The sequence below is a fragment of the Streptomyces nodosus genome, from assembly GCF_008704995.1.
Classification (GTDB): Bacteria; Actinomycetota; Actinomycetes; order Streptomycetales; family Streptomycetaceae; genus Streptomyces; species Streptomyces nodosus.
Genome location: NZ_CP023747.1, coordinates 1847946 through 1866848, shown reverse-complemented (window position 1 = coordinate 1866848; position 18903 = coordinate 1847946). Strand labels below are relative to the sequence as shown.

The 18903-nt window shown below is 73.0% G+C and carries 15 protein-coding genes; 12 read left to right on the top strand and 3 right to left on the bottom strand.

Going from position 1 to position 18903, the window contains the following annotated elements; all coding sequences use genetic code 11:
* Window positions 1-5 precede the first annotated feature (5 nt).
* Genes CP978_RS08495 through CP978_RS08485 form a run of 3 tightly spaced genes read left to right on the top strand, consistent with a single transcriptional unit; the run spans window position 6 to window position 3006 of the window.
* Window positions 6-1049 carry a FecCD family ABC transporter permease gene (locus CP978_RS08495; protein WP_043439049.1) on the top strand — a complete coding sequence of 348 codons (1044 nt, stop codon included), beginning with the start codon at window positions 6-8 and terminating at the stop codon, window positions 1047-1049.
* Window positions 1046-2083 (top strand): FecCD family ABC transporter permease, encoded by a 1038-nt coding sequence (locus CP978_RS08490; protein WP_043439047.1) that lies wholly within the window; start codon window positions 1046-1048, stop codon window positions 2081-2083. Before CP978_RS08495 ends, CP978_RS08490 begins: the two co-directional genes overlap by 4 nt.
* Entirely contained in the window at window positions 2080-3006 is a 927-nt protein-coding gene (locus CP978_RS08485; RefSeq protein WP_079162058.1) for an ABC transporter ATP-binding protein, read from the top strand. The genes CP978_RS08490 and CP978_RS08485 overlap by 4 nt, the downstream gene beginning before the upstream one ends.
* 61 nt (window positions 3007-3067) lie before the next feature.
* On the opposite strand, the gene CP978_RS08480 is transcribed toward CP978_RS08485, so the two are convergent.
* Window positions 3068-3415 (bottom strand): SCP2 sterol-binding domain-containing protein, encoded by a 348-nt coding sequence (locus CP978_RS08480; protein WP_043439043.1) that lies wholly within the window; start codon window positions 3413-3415, stop codon window positions 3068-3070.
* Between the two features lie 42 nt (window positions 3416-3457).
* Between CP978_RS08480 and CP978_RS08475 the strand changes: the two genes are divergently transcribed.
* The 6 genes from CP978_RS08475 (at window position 3458) to CP978_RS08450 (ending at window position 9815) form a co-directional block, all read left to right on the top strand.
* Window positions 3458-3886 (top strand): hypothetical protein, encoded by a 429-nt coding sequence (locus tag CP978_RS08475; protein WP_221500873.1) that lies wholly within the window; start codon window positions 3458-3460, stop codon window positions 3884-3886.
* A gap of 82 nt (window positions 3887-3968) precedes the next feature.
* Window positions 3969-4784 carry a TlyA family RNA methyltransferase gene (locus CP978_RS08470; protein WP_043439040.1) on the top strand — a complete coding sequence of 272 codons (816 nt, stop codon included), beginning with the start codon at window positions 3969-3971 and terminating at the stop codon, window positions 4782-4784.
* Window positions 4781-5686, top strand: coding sequence for an NAD kinase (locus tag CP978_RS08465; RefSeq protein WP_043439038.1), 906 nt, complete (start codon window positions 4781-4783; stop codon window positions 5684-5686). The genes CP978_RS08470 and CP978_RS08465 overlap by 4 nt, the downstream gene beginning before the upstream one ends.
* Window positions 5687-5823: 137 nt before the next feature.
* A complete protein-coding gene (gene recN, locus CP978_RS08460) occupies window positions 5824-7542 on the top strand; it encodes a DNA repair protein RecN (protein ID WP_043439036.1) in 1719 nt (572 codons plus the stop codon).
* A gap of 70 nt (window positions 7543-7612) precedes the next feature.
* Window positions 7613-8386: a hypothetical protein gene (locus CP978_RS08455; protein ID WP_043439033.1), complete on the top strand. Its 774-nt coding sequence runs from the start codon at window positions 7613-7615 to the stop codon at window positions 8384-8386.
* 292 nt (window positions 8387-8678) lie between these two features.
* Window positions 8679-9815 carry a glycosyltransferase family 4 protein gene (locus CP978_RS08450; RefSeq protein WP_043439027.1) on the top strand — a complete coding sequence of 379 codons (1137 nt, stop codon included), beginning with the start codon at window positions 8679-8681 and terminating at the stop codon, window positions 9813-9815.
* Here CP978_RS08450 and CP978_RS08445 read toward each other — a convergent pair.
* Together CP978_RS08445 and CP978_RS08440 are read right to left on the bottom strand one after the other, a co-directional pair.
* On the bottom strand, window positions 9812-11470 hold the full coding sequence (locus tag CP978_RS08445; RefSeq protein ID WP_043439024.1) for a PucR family transcriptional regulator: 1659 nt from the start codon (window positions 11468-11470) through the stop codon (window positions 9812-9814). The genes CP978_RS08450 and CP978_RS08445 overlap by 4 nt on opposite strands.
* A gap of 370 nt (window positions 11471-11840) precedes the next feature.
* Window positions 11841-13643: a glycoside hydrolase family 15 protein gene (locus tag CP978_RS08440; protein WP_043439020.1), complete on the bottom strand. Its 1803-nt coding sequence runs from the start codon at window positions 13641-13643 to the stop codon at window positions 11841-11843.
* Between the two features lie 471 nt (window positions 13644-14114).
* Between CP978_RS08440 and pyrG the strand changes: the two genes are divergently transcribed.
* The 3 genes from pyrG (at window position 14115) to CP978_RS08425 (ending at window position 18814) form a co-directional block, all read left to right on the top strand.
* On the top strand, window positions 14115-15803 hold the full coding sequence (gene pyrG / locus CP978_RS08435; protein WP_043439018.1) for a CTP synthase: 1689 nt from the start codon (window positions 14115-14117) through the stop codon (window positions 15801-15803).
* A gap of 133 nt (window positions 15804-15936) precedes the next feature.
* Entirely contained in the window at window positions 15937-16563 is a 627-nt protein-coding gene (locus tag CP978_RS08430) for an NUDIX domain-containing protein (RefSeq protein ID WP_043439015.1), read from the top strand.
* 160 nt (window positions 16564-16723) lie between these two features.
* A complete protein-coding gene (locus tag CP978_RS08425) occupies window positions 16724-18814 on the top strand; it encodes a tetratricopeptide repeat protein (RefSeq protein WP_043439013.1) in 2091 nt (696 codons plus the stop codon).
* Window positions 18815-18903 lie beyond the last annotated feature (89 nt).

Here is an 18903-nt window from a genome sequence, read left to right as displayed (position 1 = left end):
ACCTCGTGTTGGTCGACAGTCCTCCCGAACCGCGCGCGGAAACCGCCCCCGCGCCCCCGAGCCGCCGGGCGATACGGTCCCTCGGTCTCCTTCTCTCGCTCGTGGTGCTGGCGCTCGTCGCGCTGGCGAGCATCGCGATCGGTGCGAAGGGGCTGTCCCCGGCCCAGGTCTGGCACGGACTGTTCCATGACTCGGGGACCTACGCCGATGTCGTGGTCGGCGACCGGATCTCGCGCACCATTCTCGGGCTGCTCGCCGGTGCCGCGCTCGGACTGTCCGGCGCCGTCCTCCAGGCGCTCACCCGCAACCCCCTGGCCGACCCGGGACTGCTCGGCATCAACGCCGGTGCCTCCGCGGCGGTCGTCACCGCCATCACCTTCTTCGGCGTCACCGGCCTGAGCGGCTATGTGTGGTTCGCCTTCGTCGGCGCGGCCGGCGTCGGGGCCCTGGTGTGGTTCCTCGGCGGCAGCCGCAGCGCCACACCGGTGCGGCTGGTGCTCGCCGGCACCGCGATCAGCGCCGCGCTCTACGGCTATCTCCAGGCCGTGATGATCATGGACAATGCCGCGCTCGGCAAGATGCGCTTCTGGACGGTCGGCTCGCTGGCCTCGGCCACCGACGGGACGGTCGTCCAGGTGCTGCCGTTCTTCGCCGTCGGCACGGTGCTCGCCCTGGCCCTGGCCCGCCCGCTGAACGCGATGGCGATGGGCGACGACACCGCCCGCGCCCTCGGGGCGAACCTCAACCGCACCCGGGCCCTGTCGATGGTGGCCGCCACCGTGCTGTGCGGGGCCGCGACCGCCGCCTGCGGCCCGATCGTGTTCGTCGGGCTGATGGTCCCGCATGTCGTACGGTCCTTCACCGGCCCCGACCTGCGCTGGATCCTGCCGTACGCCACGGTCCTGTCGCCCGTGCTGCTGCTCGGCGCCGACGTCGTCGGCCGTATCGTCGCCCGGCCCGCCGAACTCCAGGTCGGCATCGTGACCGCGGTCCTCGGCGGCCCGGTCTTCATCTTCCTCGTACGACGGCGGAGGACGGCCCAGCTGTGAAGACCACCCGCACTCTCCGCGCTCCGGGCGGGCTCTCCGTGCGCTTCGACCTCCGGGCCTTCACCGTCGTCGTCCTGCTGCTGGCCGCCGCGCTCGCCGCGAGCGTCGTCCTGATCGGCACCGGCGACTTCCCGATCCCGGCCGGGGACGTGGTCAGGACCCTGCTCGGCAAGGGCGACCCCGGCCAGGAGTTCATCGTCACCGAGCTGCGGCTGCCGCGTGTGCTCGTGGGTCTGCTGGTCGGCGCCTCGCTCGGGCTGGGCGGCGCGCTGTTCCAGTCGGTCTCGCGCAACCCCCTGGGCAGCCCGGATGTGCTCGGCCTCGGGCAGGGCGCGACCGCCGGGGCGCTCGTGATGATCGTGCTGTTCTCCGGGAGCGCCGCCCAGGTCGCCCTCGGCGCGCTCGCCGGCGGCCTGGTGACCGGACTCGCCATCTATCTGCTCGCCTGGAAGCGGGGCGTGCACGGCTATCGGCTGGTGCTGGTCGGCATCGGAGTCTCCGCGGTCGTCACGGCGGTCAACGGCTATCTGCTCACCAAGGCCGACATCGTCGACGCGGCCCGCGCGGTGTTCTGGATGACCGGCTCCCTCAACGGCCGCGACTGGGAGCAGGTCCTGCCCCTGCTGGTGCTGTGTGCGGTGCTGGTACCGCTCGTCCTCTGCAACGCCCGGGGCCTGCGGATGATGGAGATGGGCGACGACGTCTCCTACGCCCTCGGGGTGCGCGCCGAGCGCGTACGGCTGCTGCTGATGGTGTCCGCGGTGCTGCTCACCGCCGGTGCCACCGCCGCCGCGGGCCCGGTCGGGTTCGTGGCGCTGACCGCACCGCAGCTCGCCCGCCGGCTGACCCGCTCGCCCGGTCCCAACCTGGTGGCCTCCATGGTCATGGGCGCGACCCTGCTGGTCGTCGCGGACTGGGCCTCACAGCGGCTCTTCGGCGCGGACCAGCTGCCCGTGGGCGTGGTGACCGGGGTCCTCGGCGGCGTCTATCTGCTGTGGCTGCTGGTGACCGAGCGCAGGGCGGGACGCATATGAGCGCCGGGAGCGGGCCGGGCACCAACGACCGGGACCAGCGGGACAGCAACCCCCACAGGAACCCCCACAGGGACCCGCACGACCAGAGGAGCACTGTGAACCGTCTCTCCGCCGACAAGGTCACCCTCGCCTATGACCGGCGGGTGATCGCCGAGCAGTTGTCCGTGGAGATTCCCGACCACTCCTTCACCGTGATCGTCGGCCCCAACGCCTGCGGCAAGTCGACCTTGCTGCGCGCCCTGTCCAGAATGCTCAGGCCCGCCCAGGGCCGGGTGCTGCTGGACGGGCAGGTCATCCAGTCGATGCCGGCGAGGAAGGTGGCGCGGACCCTCGGTCTGCTGCCCCAGTCCTCCGTCGCGCCCGACGGGATCACCGTGGGCGACCTGGTGGGCCGCGGCCGCTATCCGCATCAGGGGCTGCTGCGCCAGTGGTCGGACGACGACGAGCGGGTCGTCCGGGAGTCGATGGAGCGCACCGGCGTGGCGGAGCTCGCCGACCGCTATGTCGACGAACTCTCCGGCGGCCAGCGGCAGCGCGTGTGGATCGCCATGGCGCTGGCCCAGCAGACCCCGCTGCTGCTGCTCGACGAGCCGACCACCTATCTGGACATCCAGCACCAGATCGATGTGCTGGACCTCTGTGCCGAGCTGCACGAGGAGCAGGGGCGCACCCTGGTCGCTGTGCTGCACGACCTCAACCACGCCGCCCGGTACGCCACCCATCTCATCGCCCTGCGCGGCGGAAGGGTGATCGCCGAGGGCGCGCCGCACGAGATCGTCACGGCCGGGCTGGTCGAGGAGGTGTTCGGCCTGCGCTGCCAGGTCATCGACGACCCGGAGACGGGCACCCCGCTGGTGGTGCCGGCGGCACGCACGGCACGCACCCGGGTCGCGGCCGACGCGGCGGCCGGGAAGGCCTCCTGAGACGGGTGGCTCTTTCCGGGGCCGCCGGTCCGCCGGGGAACCTGCAGAAGCCGCCGGAGACCTACAGAAGCTTCCTGAGGCGGAAGAGGTCGAGCAGGGCCGCCTCCAGCCGTACCCGGCCCGAGCCCCAGGCCCTGCCGAAGTTCAGCCGGCCGTCGACCATCGCCACCAGGTCGTCCCCGGTCATGGTCAGCCGGATCTGGGCCTTCTCGGCCGGTGGTCCCTGGAGCGTGTCGAGCACCTTGATCCGGCCGTCCTCGAGGCGCCCGACGAAGGTGATGTCCAGGTCGGTGATGCGGCAGCTGAGCGAGCGGTCCATGCCCGCCGCAGCGCGCACGTCCCCGTCGGCGCCCGCCAGGTTGTCCGAGAGCTTGTCGAGTGCGCTGCGGCACTCATCGATCGTCGCCATCGTGAGCGACGGTACCCCAGTGCTTCGGGGTAGCGTCGGGGCATGACCCACTCTGTGTCCGGGGCCGAGGTGCCGGCGGAGCCGGCGGTACCGGAATCGGACCCTTCGGCCGAAAATGTGTTCGAGGTGAAATCCGGGCAGCGGCCCGGGCCGGACCAGGTGCCGGAGCGCGGGCCCGAGCATGATCCTCGGGAGGTCCCGGAGAGCGACGCGGAGTACGATCCCTCCGCCCCCGCCCCGCTGGAGGTGGCCCGCACCCCCACCGGCAACCCGGATGTCGACGCCCGGCTGGAACGGCTGGCCGACGCGGACCACCTCACCACGGACGGACATCCGGAGGTGTACGAGGATGTACACCAAGGGCTGCGCGACGCGCTCACCGCGCTCGACAGCCGCCCGGGACCCCCGGCACCCGCCTTCCCCCGGCCGCCGTCGGGCGGTGCCCCCGCCCCGGCCGGCACCCCCCGATGAGACCCCTCGGGTCGCATCCTCCGACGACGGACGACACAGACAGACGACATGACGACATACGGGAACAGGAGCTGAACCGAACGTGGCAGGAGTCGCACGCCGCCGACTGGACGCGGAGCTGGTCCGCCGCAAGCTGGCGCGCTCGCGCGAACACGCGGCCCAGCTGATCGCCGCGGGCCGGGTCTCCGTCGGCAAGACCGTCGCGACCAAGCCCGCCACCCAGGTGGAGACCGCGGCGGCCGTCGTCGTCGCACAGGACGGCAGCGACCCCGACTATGTGTCGCGCGGCGGCCACAAGCTCGCCGGTGCCCTCGAGGCCTTCGTTCCCCGGGGCCTGAAGGTCGAGGGGCGCCGGGCACTGGACGCGGGCGCGTCCACCGGGGGCTTCACCGACGTCCTGCTGCGCGCGGGCGCCGCCCATGTCGTCGCCGTCGACGTCGGATACGGACAACTCGCCTGGTCTCTCCAGAACGATGAACGCGTCACCGTCAAGGACCGTACGAACGTACGCGAGTTGACGCTTGAAGCGATCGATGGGGAACCTGTGGATCTTGTTGTGGGAGATCTGTCCTTCATCCCGCTCGGACTGGTGCTGCCCGCCCTGGTGCGGTGCGCGCGGCCGGACGCCGATCTGGTGATGATGGTCAAGCCGCAGTTCGAGGTGGGCAAGGAACGCCTCGGCAGCGGCGGAGTCGTCCGCAGCCCGGAGCTGCGCGCCGAGGCCGTGTGCCAGGTGGCCGGACGGGCCGCGGAACTGGGGCTCGGAGTGAACGGCGTGACGGCCAGTCCGCTGCCCGGACCGTCGGGCAATGTCGAGTACTTTCTGTGGCTGCGAGCCGGGGCTCCCGCACTGGACCCGGCCGACGTCGACCGTGCAGTGGCGGAGGGGCCGCGTTGACACAGAACCGAGCTCGTACAGTTTTCCTGCTGGCCCACACCGGACGGCCGGCCGCCATCCGCAGCGCCGAGCTGGTGGTCAAGGGCCTGCTGCTCAGCGGGATCGGGGTGCGCGTCCTGGCGGCCGAGGCGGCCGACCTGCCGCTGCCGGACGAGGTGGAACTCGTCAAGGAGGCCACCGCGCAGTGTCTCGACGGGTGCGAGCTGCTCATCGTGCTCGGCGGCGACGGCACCCTGCTGCGCGGCGCCGAGTTCGCCCGCGCCTCCGGGGTCCCCATGCTCGGCGTCAACCTCGGCCGGGTCGGCTTCCTCGCGGAGGCCGAGCGCGACGACCTCGACCGGGTCGTCCACCGGGTGGTGACGAGGGCGTACGAGGTCGAGGAGCGCATGACCGTCGATGTCGTGGTGCACAAGAACGGCGACATCGTGCACACCGACTGGGCGCTGAACGAGGCCGCGGTGCAGAAGGTCTCCGCCGAGAAGCTGCTCGAGGTCGTACTGGAGATCGACGGGCGGCCGGTGACCGGCTTCGGCTGCGACGGCATCGTGTGCGCCACCCCCACCGGCTCGACCGCCTACGCCTTCTCCGCGGGCGGACCCGTGGTGTGGCCGGAGGTGGAGGCGCTGCTCATGGTGCCGATCAGCGCGCACGCGCTGTTCGCCAAGCCGCTGGTGACCTCGCCTGACTCCGTACTGGCCGTGGAAGTGCAGCCGGACACACCGCACGGTGTGCTGTGGTGCGACGGGCGCCGGATGGTGGAACTGCCGCAGGGGGCGCGGGTGGAGGTGCGCCGGGGAGCGGTGCCGGTGCGACTGGCCCGGCTGCACCACGCGTCCTTCACGGACCGCCTGGTCGCCAAGTTCGCCCTGCCGGTCTCGGGGTGGCGAGGCGCTCCCCAGTAGGCCGGGCCACGGGGCGGGGACGGCGGGCAACGAGCGAGCCGACGGCAGGTAACGTCCCGGGGCCGTCCCCGGTCGGGTGGGGGTGGCGTCGCGCCGGGCGGGCAAAACCTCGTAAGGTCGGGGTCGTGTTGGAGGAGATGCGGATACGGGCACTGGGGGTCATCGACGACGCGGTCGTCGAGCTGTCGCCCGGTTTCACGGCCGTGACCGGTGAGACGGGCGCGGGCAAGACCATGGTCGTCACCAGCCTCGGCCTGCTGCTGGGCGGTCGCGCCGACCCCGCTCTGGTGCGGATCGGCGCGAAGAACGCGGTCGTGGAGGGACGGATCGCCCTGCCCGAGGGCGCCTCCGCCGCCGTACGGGCCGAGGAGGCCGGGGCCGAGCTCGACGACGGGGCGCTGCTGGTCAGCCGCACCGTCTCCGCCGAGGGACGCTCACGAGCCCATCTGGGCGGGCGCTCCGTGCCGGTCGGGATGCTCGCGGAACTGGCCGACGAACTGATCGCGGTGCACGGGCAGACCGACCAGCAGGGACTGCTCAAGCTGTCCCGGCAGCGACAGGCCCTGGACCGCTACGCCGGAGAGGCCGTCGCGGTGCCGCTCGCCGCGTACGGGGAGGCGTACCGGCGGCTGCGGGCCGTCACGGCCGATCTTGAGGAGATCACCACACGCGCTCGCGAGCGGGCCCAGGAAGCCGACCTGCTGCGCTTCGGGCTGGACGAGATCGCGGCCGTGGAGCCACGGGCGGGCGAGGACCTGGAGCTGGCCGAGGAGGCGGAGCGGCTCGGCCACGCGGAGGCGCTGGCCTCGGCGGCGACCGCCGCGCACGCGGCCCTTGCCGGCGACCCGGAGGACCCCGAGGGCGTCGACGCGGCCACCCTGGTCGCGGGAGCGCACCGGGTCCTGGAGGCGGTGCGGTCGCACGATCCGGTGCTGTCCGGGCTCGCCGACCGGATCGGCGAGATCGGGATCCTGCTCGGCGATGTGGCCGGTGAACTCGCCGGGTACGCCGACGACCTGGACGCGGACCCGCTGCGGCTGGCCGCCGTGGAGGAACGGCGGGCCGCCCTCACCGCGCTGACCCGGAAGTACGGCGAGGACATCGGCGCCGTCCTGGCCTGGGCCGAGCAGAGCGCCGCGCGGCTGGCCGAGCTCGACGGCGACGACGACCGCATCGGGGAACTGACCGAGGAGCGGGACGCGCTGCGGACCGAGCTGGGCGCGCTCGCCCAGGCGTTGACCGACGCGCGCACCGAGGCCGCCGAGCGGTTCGCCGCCGCGGTCACCGCCGAGCTGGCCTCGCTCGCCATGCCGCACGCGCGGGTCTCGTTCGCGATCCGGCAGACGGAGGACCCCGAGGGTGTCGAGGTCGGCGGACGCACCGTCGGCTACGGTCCGGCGGGCGTCGACGAGGTGGAGCTGCTGCTGGCACCCCACCCCGGTGCGCCGCCCCGGCCCATCGCCAAGGGCGCTTCGGGCGGTGAGCTCTCCCGGGTGATGCTCGCCGTGGAGGTCGTCTTCGCGGGCACGGACCCCGTGCCGACCTATCTCTTCGACGAGGTCGACGCGGGCGTCGGCGGAAAGGCCGCGGTCGAGATCGGCCGCCGGCTGGCCAAGCTGGCGAAGACCGCGCAGGTCGTGGTCGTCACCCATCTGCCCCAGGTGGCGGCGTTCGCCGACCGGCAGCTACTGGTGGAGAAGACCAACGACGGGTCGGTGACCCGCTCCGGGGTCAAGGTCCTGGAGGGCGAGGACCGCGTCCGCGAGCTGTCCCGGATGCTGGCCGGCCAGGAGGACTCGGAGACGGCCCGCGCCCACGCGGAGGAACTGCTCGCGACGGCGCGGGCGGACGCGTAGGCGGGGGTCGGGCGCATATGCGGGGGCGGGCACGGACGGCACCGTCCGGCGGCTCCCGTAGGGTGTCGGGATGATCGCACGGACCGCACGGATGCCCAGGACCGCCTCGTTCGGACTCGCCGCGGCCGTCACCCGCATCGCGACGACCCTCCTGCGCGTCGCGGCCCCGGGCGGCCGGGACCGCTGGGAACGGAAGAACCACGCCGGGCGCACCGTGGAGTGGTGCGCGGGACCTGCCTCGGCCGCGGCCGGCGCCCTCGCGGCCGGGCGGATCCGTCCCGCCGCCGGAGCGGCGGTGCTCGTCGCCGGTGCCTGCGGCGCCTACGACGACTTCGCCGGCGCCGGGGACCCCCGGCGCGGCTTCCGGGCGCATCTCGGCGCGCCGAGGGACGGCGAAGTCACCGGCGGCGCGGTGAAGTTGTCCGGGATCTCGGCCGCGGCGCCGGTCGCGGGGGCGATGTTCAAGGAACGGCCTTTGGACAAGGTGCCGGCCGGTGTCGTGATCGCGGGCACCGCGCACTTGGTCAACCTCGTGGACGTGCAGCCGGGGCGGGGCGCCGGAGCCGTCCTCGCGCCGGCCGCCCCGGGCCTGCTGCGGAAGGGGCCCGCCGGGGAGCCGGCCGCCGCCACGATGGGCGCTGCGGCCGCCGTCGTCCCCGATGACCTGGGCGAACGCGCGATGCTCCGGGACACGGGGGCGCACGCCCTCGGTGCCGCGCTCGGGGCGGCCGTGGCCGCGGGGAACGGCCGGGCCGGACTGGTCGCTCATGCGGCGGCGCCGGTGGCCGCAGCGGCCTGCGGGGAGAAGGTGAGCGCGGCGGTGGAGTCCTGGGGCGGAGGGTGACTCCGGGGCACCAGGCGACGCGTGATCCCCGAGCAGCGGGTGGCCGGTAACCCACGGTCACCGTGGAGGGGGCCACTCGAACTCGGTACGCTCCTCACCCGAGTGAGTGACCGTACCCCTTTCCTGTCGCCCCGTCCGCCGCCGTCGCGCGCGCCCGATGGTGCCGCAACGCCCCCGCGCCCTGGCATCCTTGAGCCATCCGCGGAGCCCGTCGCGCGGTCCGACCCGGCCACGCGATCCTTCTGTACGTTTCTTCGTGACCGCAGAACGCCGAATCAGGAGCCCCGGCCACGTGAGCCTTGTGAGCAGCCCTGCACCGCACGGCCGGTCGCCGCTGCACACCGTGCAGGTGCTCGGTGGAGGCAGCGCGGGCAGCAGCGCGCATGTACGCACGCTGACCTCGGGCCTGGCCGCCCGGGGCGTGCGAGTGAGCGTGTGCGCCCCCGTCGAGGCCGAACGCACCTATGACTTCGCCGGCGCCGGAGGGCTTCATGTGCCGGTGCCCCGCAGCGCGGAACCGGCCGCGCTGGCCGCGCTCCGCCTCGCCTGTGCCGACGCCGATCTGGTGCATGCCCACGGGCTGCACGCGGGCCTGCGCGCCGCGCTGGCGCTCAGCGGTCACCGCGTCCCGCTCGTCGTCACCTGGCACACCCGGGCGCACGTCGAGGGGGTGCGCGCCCCTCTGCTGCGCCTCATCGAACGGCGCGTGGTCAGGGCCGCCTCCGTGGTGCTGGGCACCTCGACCGACCTCGTCGACCGGGCCCGCACCCGGGGTGCCCGGGACGCCCGGCTCGCCGCCGTCGCCCTGCCGGGGCGGCGGAAGCCGGCCGGGCACGACGACCCCGACCGGCTGCTGCCCAAGGTCCGTGCCGAACTCGGCGCCACCGGCCGGCCGTTGCTGATGGCCGTCGGCGCCCTCGAGCGGCACCGCGGCTATGACGTGCTGCTCGACGCCGCACGCGTCTGGCGCCGCCTCGACCCGGCGCCCCTGGTCGTGATCGCGGGGGAGGGTCCGCTGCGGGCCGAGCTCCAGCGGCGTATCGAGGACGAGCACCTGCCGGTGCGGCTGCTCGGGCGGCGCGAGGACATCGGTGAACTGCTCGGCGCCGCCGACCTCGCACTGCTGCCGAGCAGTTGGGAGTCCCGCTCCGTCCTCGCCCAGGAGGCCCTGTACGCCGGGGTGCCGCTGGTCGCCACCGATGCCGGCGGCACCCGCGAACTCGTCGGCGAGGCGGCCCGGCTCGTCCCGTACGGGGATGCCGAGGCGCTCGCCGACGTGGTCGTGGAGCTGCTGGAACACCCCGAACACCGCGAGCTGCTGCGCGGGAAGGGCACCCGGCAGACCGCCGGCTGGCCGACCGAGGACGAGACCGTGGCCCAGGTCCTCAGCATCTACGACGAGTTGACGCAGTCTCCGCTGTACATCTAGCGCGCGGGCCTCGGCCAGGACACATGCCGGCGTGCCCGCAGGGCCAGGCTCAACGCCAGGACCGTCTGCGGGTCGTCGAGGTCCGTGCCCAGCAACTCCCCGATGCGGGCCAGCCGGTTGTAGAGCGTCTGCCGGTTCAGATGCAGTTCGCGCGCCGTCTCCGCCTTGCGGCCCGCATGCGCCAGATAGGTCTCCAGCGTGGGCAGCAGCGGCGGCTTGGAGCGGAGGTCGTGATCGCGCAGCGGACCGACCGCGCGGTCCACGAAGGACGCCAGGTCCGGATGGTCGCGCAGCCGCCACAGCAGCAGATCGATGTCGAGGCGGCGGGCGTCGTACCAGGGGCGTTCCGGCAGCCCCTGAGCGGCCGCAGCCGTCTCCGCCGCGTGCCGCAGCCCGGCCGACACCGCCGCCCAGCCGCCCGGGACCCCGACCACCACCACCGGCGGACGGCCGCCCGGCCGCTGCATCCCGGCCCGTTCCACCCCCGCCCGCAGGGCCGCGGCCACCCGGCCGGCGACCGCCGAGCGCTCCGAGTCCGTGCGCAGTCCGAGCAGCAACGGCACCCGGCCCTCCACCGGTCGCACCCCCAGCAGCACCGGTACGCCCACCGAGGCGAGCTCCTCGGCGACCGCGCGCGCCAGCACCGCCCAGCCCCCGCCGCCCGGCGAGAGACCGTCGGCGAGCCGCATCACCACGGGCAGCAGCGGTCCCCCGCCCGGTTTGAAGCCCAGCACCCGGGCCTGCGCGGGGGCGTCCTCGGCGGTGATCCGGCCCTCGGCGAGATCGGTGAGGAAGTCGCCGCGCCCGCGCGCCGCCAGCTCCTCCTCCTGCCGGGCCTGCATCAGGACCACGGCGAGGATCCCGGCGGCCCGTTCGGCGGCCATACGGTGCACCGGGGCCGGCGGAGCGCTCACCGGCAGCAGCACCAGCCGGGCCCGTACGTGCCCGGTGCCGGGACCGCCGCCGGGCACGTCCACCAGGGTCGTCCCGGCCGGGGGCGCGTCCTTGTGCTGCCCGCGCAGGCCCTCCCACACCTGGAGCGGGTCCGTGTCCGCGGGCCCGGTCCCGGCCGCGTAGAGCAGCTGTCCGTCGGCGGTCTCCAGGAACACCGGGTTGCCGCTGAAGTCGGCCAGCACGGACAGCACCTGGGGCACTCCGCCCCCGCCGAGCAGCGCCTCGGTGCAGCGGCGGTGCACCTCCTCGGCCCGCTGGAGCAGCGTGTAGTGACCGTTGACGATCTCGGTGTGGATCTCCTCGGTGACCGACACGAAGGGCACCTCGCGGTGCAGCTGGACGAGCGGCAGCCCGGCCGCGCGGGCCGTCTCGACCATGGTGGCTGGCAGCCTGGTGAAGCGCGGACCCAGCTCCACCACCAGGGCCGCGATGCCCCGCTCGGCCAGCGTGCGGACGAAGGCGCGCTGCTCGGCGGGGCGGGTGCCGAACCCGTAGCCCGTCGTCAGCAGCAGTTCGCCGCCCTTGAGCAGCGAGGCGATGTTCGGGACCTCGCCCGCGTGCACCCAGCGCACCGTGCGGTGCAGCCGGTCCGCGCCGGCCAGCACCTCCGGCAGCCCACTGCGCAGTCCGGGCAGCTCCAGTGCGCGCTGCACGGTGATTCCGGTGTCCTGCGGGCCCTGGGGGTCGAAACGGCTGTCCATGCGGCGACGCTACCTGCGCCGATGCCCCGAGCGCACCGCCCGGCCCCTGCCCTCGTCCCCGATGAGGCGCACAGGGAGCGGTCCGCGTGCGTCAGACCGGACCTCGGCGCACCGGGCCGCAGCCCACGCCAGGACCCGGGCCCGCCCAGGCGCCGCAGGGGAGCGCGGCCCAGGGCGCGTCCCGGCAGGCGACGGGGCGGTCGGCGGGCCCGGAGACGACCGCGCCGCCCCGGGGAACCGGCACCTGCCGACAGGACGTGGCCGGCGGCAGCGAGGCGGCACGGCCCGGGCGGACGACATCGGCCTCGGCCCCGCACCGGGAGATCACGGCGGGGGCCGGCCGTCGGACTGCCCGCCCCCGGGCGACCCCTCAGCCGCCGTACGCGCCGGACGCCGTCAGCCGCAGTGCGGTGTCGATCAGCGGGACATGGCTGAAGGCCTGCGGGAAGTTCCCGACCTGGCGCTTGAGGCGCGGGTCCCATTCCTCGGCGAGCAGGCCCAGGTCGTTGCGCAGGGCGAGCAGCTTCTCGAAGAGCTTGCGGGCCTCGTCCACCCGGCCGATCATCGCCAGGTCGTCGGCCAGCCAGAACGAGCAGGCGAGGAACGCGCCCTCGTCGCCCGGCAGGCCGTCCACGCCCTCCTCGTCGCCGGAGGTCGGGTAGCGCAGGATGAAGCCGTCGGGCGTGGACAGCTCCCGCTGGATCGCCTCGATCGTGCCGATCACCCGCTTGTCGTCCGGCGGCAGGAAGCCCATCTGCGGGATCAGCAGCAGCGAGGCGTCCAGCTCCTTGGAGCCGTACGACTGGGTGAAGGTGTTGCGCTCCTTGTCGTAACCCTTCTCACACACATCCCGGTGGATGTCGTCGCGCAGCTCACGCAGCCGCTCCAGCGGGCCGTCGGCGTCGCCGGACTCGATCAGCTTGATGGTGCGGTCCACCGCGACCCAGGCCATGACCTTGGAGTGCACGAAGTGACGGCGCGGGCCGCGCACCTCCCAGATGCCCTCGTCCGGCTCGTCCCAGTGCTGCTCCAGATAGCGGATCAGCTTCAGCTGGAGCAGGGAGGCGTAGTCGTTGCGCGCCAGGCCCGTCATATGGGCCAGATGCAGGGCCTCGGTGACCTCGCCGTAGACGTCCAGCTGCAACTGGTGCGCGGCGCCGTTGCCCACCCGCACCGGAGCCGAGTTCTCGTAGCCGGGCAGCCAGTCCAGCTCGGCCTCGCCCAGTTCCCGCTCGCCCGCGATGCCGTACATGATCTGCAGGTTCTCGGGGTCGCCCGCCACGGCCCGCAGCAGCCACTCGCGCCAGGCGCGGGCCTCCTCGCGGTAGCCGGTGCGCAGCAGCGAGGACAGGGTGATCGCCGCGTCCCGCAGCCAGGTGTAGCGGTAGTCCCAGTTGCGCACGCCGCCGATCTCCTCCGGCAGGGAGGTCGTGGGCGCGGCCACGATGCCGCCGGTCGGCGCGTAGGTCAGGGCCTTGAGCGTGATCAGGGATCGGACCACGGCCTCGCGGTACGGACCGTGGTACGTACAGTGCTCCACCCATTCGCGCCAGAAGTCCTCGGTCGCCTCCAGCGACTGCTCGGGTTCCGGCAGCGGCGGCGGCTCCTTGTGGGACGGCTGCCAGGAGATGGTGAAGGCGATCCGGTCACCGGGAGCGACCGTGAAGTCCGCATAGGTGGTGAGACCTTCGCCATAGGTGTCGGCCTGTGTGTCGAACCACACGGAGTCCGGGCCGGCGACGGCCACCGTACGGCCCTCGTGCTTGTGCACCCAGGGCACCACTCGTCCGTACGAGAACCGCATGCGCAGCGCGGACCGCATCGGCACCCGGCCGCTGACGCCCTCCACGATCCGGATCAGCTGGGGGGCGCCGTCACGGGGCGGCATGAAGTCGATGACCCGGACCGTGCCGCGCGGGGTGTCCCACTCGGACTCGAGGATCAGCGACTCGCCCCGGTAGGAGCGCCGGGTCGCGGCGGGCGGCTCGGCATCGGCCGGATGGGCGGGGCCCAGGCGCCAGAAGCCGTGTTCCTCCGTGCCGAGCAGCCCAGCGAAGACGGCATGGGAGTCGAAGCGGGGCAGGCACGCCCAGTCCACGGTGCCGTCCCGGCAGACCAGCGCCGCGGTCTGCATGTCTCCGATGAGTGCGTAGTCTTCGATGCGCCCGGCCAATGCAACTCCAGTCGAACGGCCACGTCGCCCTTGAGGGGCGTTCGCTCTTGCGGTCATGGGATCAATGAGAAAAAAGACGTCGTTCACCGACTCATTCGGAAAAGAAGCAGTCGATGTTCAACGAACCGACGAGCCCTTGTGGTTCCGGTGACGGCCGGGGGTGGTGCCGCTTTCCGGGAGCGCTCGGCAGCGAGTGTCCGAGCAGGATACGACGCAGTTTCATGATCCGCTTGCCGCTCCCGGCAACGCGAGTGCGCCGATCGGGTGGGCGAGCGGTGAAGATCGCGCGTCCGTGGTGACACGTGTGCGGAGCGTGGCCGGGAGCAGCCCCGTCCGGGCGCTGTTACGCTGGTAGCCCGTGGACCGGTGGGCACGAAACCCCCGAACCGCAGCGACGGTACCCCCGGAAATCCTTCGGAGGATCTGCCGTACCGCACCCCAGACCGCGACCACGGGAGCCCCCTCTTGGCCATGCCGCACGCTGCTTTTCGCAACAGCACAGCCACGACGACCAAGCACATCTTTGTGACCGGGGGTGTCGCCTCCTCGCTGGGCAAGGGGCTCACCGCCTCCAGCCTCGGCATGCTTCTCAAAGCGCGGGGCCTGCGCGTCGTCATGCAGAAGCTCGACCCGTATCTGAACGTGGATCCGGGCACGATGAACCCCTTCCAGCACGGTGAGGTGTTCGTCACCAACGACGGCGCCGAGACCGACCTGGACATCGGCCACTACGAGCGTTTCCTCGACCGTGACCTGGACGGCTCCGCCAATGTCACGACCGGCCAGGTCTATTCGACGGTGATCGCCAAGGAGCGGCGCGGCGAGTACCTGGGTGACACGGTCCAGGTCATCCCGCACATCACCAATGAGATCAAGCATCGCATCCGGCGCATGGCCACCGACGAGGTGGACGTCGTGATCACGGAGGTCGGCGGCACGGTCGGCGACATCGAGTCGCTGCCGTTCCTGGAGACCGTCCGCCAGGTCCGCCACGAGGTCGGCCGGGACAACGTGTTCGTGGTGCACATCTCACTCTTGCCGTACATCGGCCCTTCCGGCGAGCTGAAGACCAAGCCGACCCAGCACTCGGTCGCCGCCCTGCGCAACATCGGCATCCAGCCGGACGCCATCGTGCTGCGCTGCGACCGCGAGGTCCCCACCGCGATCAAGCGCAAGATCTCCCTGATGTGCGACGTGGACGAGGCGGCCGTGGTGGCCTGCCCCGACGCCCGCTCGATCTACGACATCCCGAAGGTCGTGCACACCGAGGGCCTGGACGCCTATGTCGTCCGCAAGCTGGATCTGCCCTTCCGTGACGTGGACTGGACGACCTGGGACGATCTGCTCGACCGCGTCCACAACCCCCACCACGAGATCACTCTCGCCCTGGTCGGCAAGTACATCGACCTGCCTGACGCCTATCTGTCGGTGACCGAGGCGCTGCGCGCCGGCGGCTTCGCCAACAAGGCCCGGGTGAAGATCAAGTGGGTCGCGTCCGACGACTGCAAGACCCCGGCGGGCGCCGAGCGGCAGCTGTCCGACGTGGACGGGATCTGTGTGCCCGGCGGATTCGGCGACCGCGGTGTCTCCGGAAAGGTCGGCGCCATCCAGTACGCGCGGGAGAACAAGGTCCCGCTGCTCGGCCTCTGCCTGGGCCTGCAGTGCATCGTGATCGAGGCCGCGCGCAACCTCGCCGGCATCGCCGACGCCAACTCCACCGAGTTCGACGCGGCCACCGCCCACCCCGTGATCTCCACCATGGCGGAGCAGCTGGACATCGTGGCGGGCGAGGGCGACCTGGGCGGCACCATGCGGCTGGGCATGTACCCGGCCAAGCTGGCCGAGGGCTCCATCGTGCGTGAGGTGTACGACGGCAAGGAGTACGTCGAGGAGCGCCACCGCCACCGCTACGAGGTGAACAACGCCTACCGCGCGGAGCTGGAGAAGAAGGCGGGCATCGTCTTCTCCGGCACCTCTCCGGACGGCAAGCTCGTGGAGTACGTGGAATACCCGCGCGACGCGCACCCCTACCTGGTGGCGACGCAGGCGCACCCCGAGCTGCGCTCCCGTCCGACCCGGCCGCACCCGCTGTTCGCGGGCCTGGTGAAGGCCGCCGTGCAGCGGCAGCAGCAGCCGGCGGCACGGAAGAACAAGAACTAGCCCCGCACCAGGCCGTTCGCCCGTCGCCACGGGGCGAACGGCGCCGGAACGGGAGCTGTACGGTGGCCGGGGCGCGTCTTCGCACGGGGACGCACCCCGGTCTGGCACGAGGGCGCGGAGGGAACAGGGCGATATGACGATCAAGGACACCCCCGAGGAGTGGGAGGTCAGGGCGAGCGAGACCCCGTTCGTCGGCAACAAGACCTCCGTCCGCGCTGAGGACGTGGTCATGCCCGGCGGCTCGGTCGCCCGCCGCGACTACCAGGTCCACCCCGGTTCCGTGGCCGTCCTCGCCCTCGACGACGAGGACCGGGTGCTGGTCATCCGCCAGTACCGGCACCCCGTGCGCCACAAGCTGTGGGAGATCCCGGCCGGCCTCCTCGACGTCCCCGGCGAGAACCCGCTGCATGCCGCCCAGCGCGAGCTGTACGAGGAGGCGCACGTCAAGGCCGAGGACTGGCGGGTGCTGACCGATGTCTACACCACCCCCGGCGGCTGCGACGAGGCGGTGCGCGTCTTCCTCGCCCGGGGGCTGTCCGAGGCCGACGGCCGGCGCTTCGAGGTGGAGGACGAGGAGGCCGATCTGGAGCTGGCCCGGGTGCCGGTGGCGGACCTCGTACGGGGCGTGCTGGCGGGCGAACTCCACAACAACTGCCTGGTCGTGGGCGTCCTCTCGCTGGTCGCCGCGCGGAACGGCGCCGGGCTGGACGCCCTGCGCCCGGCCGAGGCGCCGTGGCCGGCCCGGCCGTTCGAGGTCTGACCGCCGGTCCGGACCTGCCGGTCCTACCATCGGCTGATCCGATCGAGGGATGCACCCGTGATGCTCCGCAGCGATCGTCGCAGAGCGTGAACTAGGCTCTGACCACGACCCGCCCAAGGCCCGGCGGGCCCGTGTGCGCAGTGGGACGGGAGCGTGGCCCGTGACGGATCAGGCGGTGGACACAGTCGGTGTCGAGGCGGCGGGGGACGACCGCGCTCCCGCCGCCAAGGACCATCAGTTCCTCGGGCGCACACGGGAGTTGAAGGAACTCCGGCTGGACATCGAACGCGCGGGCCTGGACACCCTGGCCGGCCGCAAGGTGCCCCGCGCCCGGGTGCTGCTCATCGCCGGGCGGCCCGGGTTCGGCCGTACCGCACTCGCCGAGGAACTGGTGCGCCAGATCGCGCACCGCTACCGGGACGGGGTGCTGCGCGCCCGCCTCAGCGAACCCGACGGCACCCCCGTACCCACCGAGCGCACCGCCCGCGCGCTGCTGACCGCCCTCGACCTGCCCGCCCCGGCCGGTGCGGACGAGGACGAGCTGGGGCAGACGGTGCGCGAGGGTCTGACGGGACGTCGCTCGCTGCTGCTGCTCGACGATGTGGTGGCCGCCGAACAGGTCGACGCGCTGCTGCCGGACACCGCGGACTGTCTCGTCGTCGCCGTCTCCCAGGGACCGCTGACCGGTATCGCGGACGTACGCCCCTGCACCCTCGGCGGCCTCGACACCACCTCCGCCCTGGAACTGATCACCCGCTACGCGGGATCCGTGCGGATCACCGTGGACCCGCGCGCCGCCGAGGCGCTCGTCATGGAGTGCGCCGGTCACCCCGGGGGCCTCGTCCTGGCCGGCGGCTGGCTGGCCTCCCGCCCCAAGGCCGCTGTCGCCGACCTCGCCAAACAGCTGCGTGCCGGGGGCGAGGACGGACCGGCCCTGGCCCGGGTCTTCCGGCTCGCCTACACGGGGGTGCCGGACGCCCCCCGGCGGATGCTGCGGCTGCTCTCGCTCGCCCCGGCCGGCCTCGTCGACCCGCATATCGCCTCCGCGCTGGCCGGCTGCTCGGTGGAGGACGCCCGCCGTGCCCTCGACGACTTCGTCGCCCTCGGATTCCTGCGGCGCGTCCCCTCACCCCTGCCGCAGTACGAGGTCCCCGGCTGTCTGCTGCCCCTGCTGCGCGCCCGCACCGAGAGCGAGGACCGCCCGGCCGAGCTGCAACTGGCCCGCGCCCGGATGCTGGAGCGGACCGTACGGCTGCTCCAGTCCTGCCGGGCGATCACCGAGACCGACAGTCTCCAGTCCCGCGAGAAGCTCGCCGCACTGCCCGGTACCCTGCGCTTCCCCAGCCCCCGGGCCGCCGAGGACTGGCTGCGCATCCGGCAGCCCGCCCTGCTGGCCGCGGCCCGGCTCGCGGCCGCCGACGGCGAGCTGGACACCCTGGCCCGTCGGCTGATGGCCGCGCTGGTGAGGGCCCTGGTCGCACACTTCGGCACCCGGGCCGCGGCGCCCGAGCTCTACGGCATCCACCAGTTGGTCCTCGCGGTCGCCGAGCGCCGCGACCTGCCCAGGGAGGAGGCGGCGGCCCTGCTGAACCTCGCCGACCTGGACGCCGGGACCGGCCGTATCACGGAGGCGCTGGTGCGCTACCGGGCCGCACTGGACGCCGGGCGACGGGGAAACGACGCGTTCGCGACGGGGCGCGCGACGGAATCCGTAGGAGGCGCGCACCAGGAGCTGGGCGACCACGACCGGGCCGCGGACTGGTACGGGCGGGCGCTCGCCCAGCGGCTCGCCCGCGACGAGCACGCGGACGCCGCCCGTCTCTACGGCCGCATCGCCTCGGCGCACACCGGCGCCGGCCGCTACGGCGAGGCGCAGCGCAACTGGCGGGCGGCCGTCGCGGGCCACCGCAGGACGGGCGATGTCGCCGCCCACGCACGCGCGTTGAGCGAACTGGCCCGTGTCCAGGAGTACGCCGGGCGGCCCGAGGAGGCGCTGCGCACCTGCGAGGAAGCGGTCGAGTGGGCGCGACGCGCACAGGACACCAGGCTGCGGGCCGAGTTGCAGCTCAGGCTGGCCGACACCCTGGAGCACCTCGGGGACCCGGCCGCGGCCCGACTGCACCGCGCGGCGGCCGAGCGGATGCCCGGTGAGGAGTACGAGGAGTACGCGGAGGACGCCGGAGAGAACACAGTGGAGGCGAAATCGGACGGTGATCCCTACGAAATCCGCAGTGCGCTCATCGCAGATTGATGTAATGGAAGGCTAGACAGCGGGAACACCTTCATTAGAATGGCTCTGCCGCACGTTCTCCTGCGGTTCTCCTGATGTATCCCGCTGTG

Bases quoted from the DNA above. Each gene is read 5' to 3' on its own strand.
- pyrG (WP_043439018.1), top strand. From the start codon at position 14,115: ATGCCGCACGCTGCTTTTCGCAACAGCACAGCCACGACGACCAAGCAC.
- CP978_RS08445 (WP_043439024.1), bottom strand. From the start codon at position 11,470: ATGGACAGCCGTTTCGACCCCCAGGGCCCGCAGGACACCGGAATCACC.
- CP978_RS08455 (WP_043439033.1), top strand. From the start codon at position 7,613: ATGATCGCACGGACCGCACGGATGCCCAGGACCGCCTCGTTCGGACTC.
- recN (WP_043439036.1), top strand. From the start codon at position 5,824: ATGCGGATACGGGCACTGGGGGTCATCGACGACGCGGTCGTCGAGCTG.
- CP978_RS08485 (WP_079162058.1), top strand. From the start codon at position 2,080: ATGAGCGCCGGGAGCGGGCCGGGCACCAACGACCGGGACCAGCGGGAC.
- CP978_RS08475 (WP_221500873.1), top strand. From the start codon at position 3,458: ATGACCCACTCTGTGTCCGGGGCCGAGGTGCCGGCGGAGCCGGCGGTA.
- CP978_RS08480 (WP_043439043.1), bottom strand. From the start codon at position 3,415: ATGGCGACGATCGATGAGTGCCGCAGCGCACTCGACAAGCTCTCGGAC.
- CP978_RS08430 (WP_043439015.1), top strand. From the start codon at position 15,937: ATGACGATCAAGGACACCCCCGAGGAGTGGGAGGTCAGGGCGAGCGAG.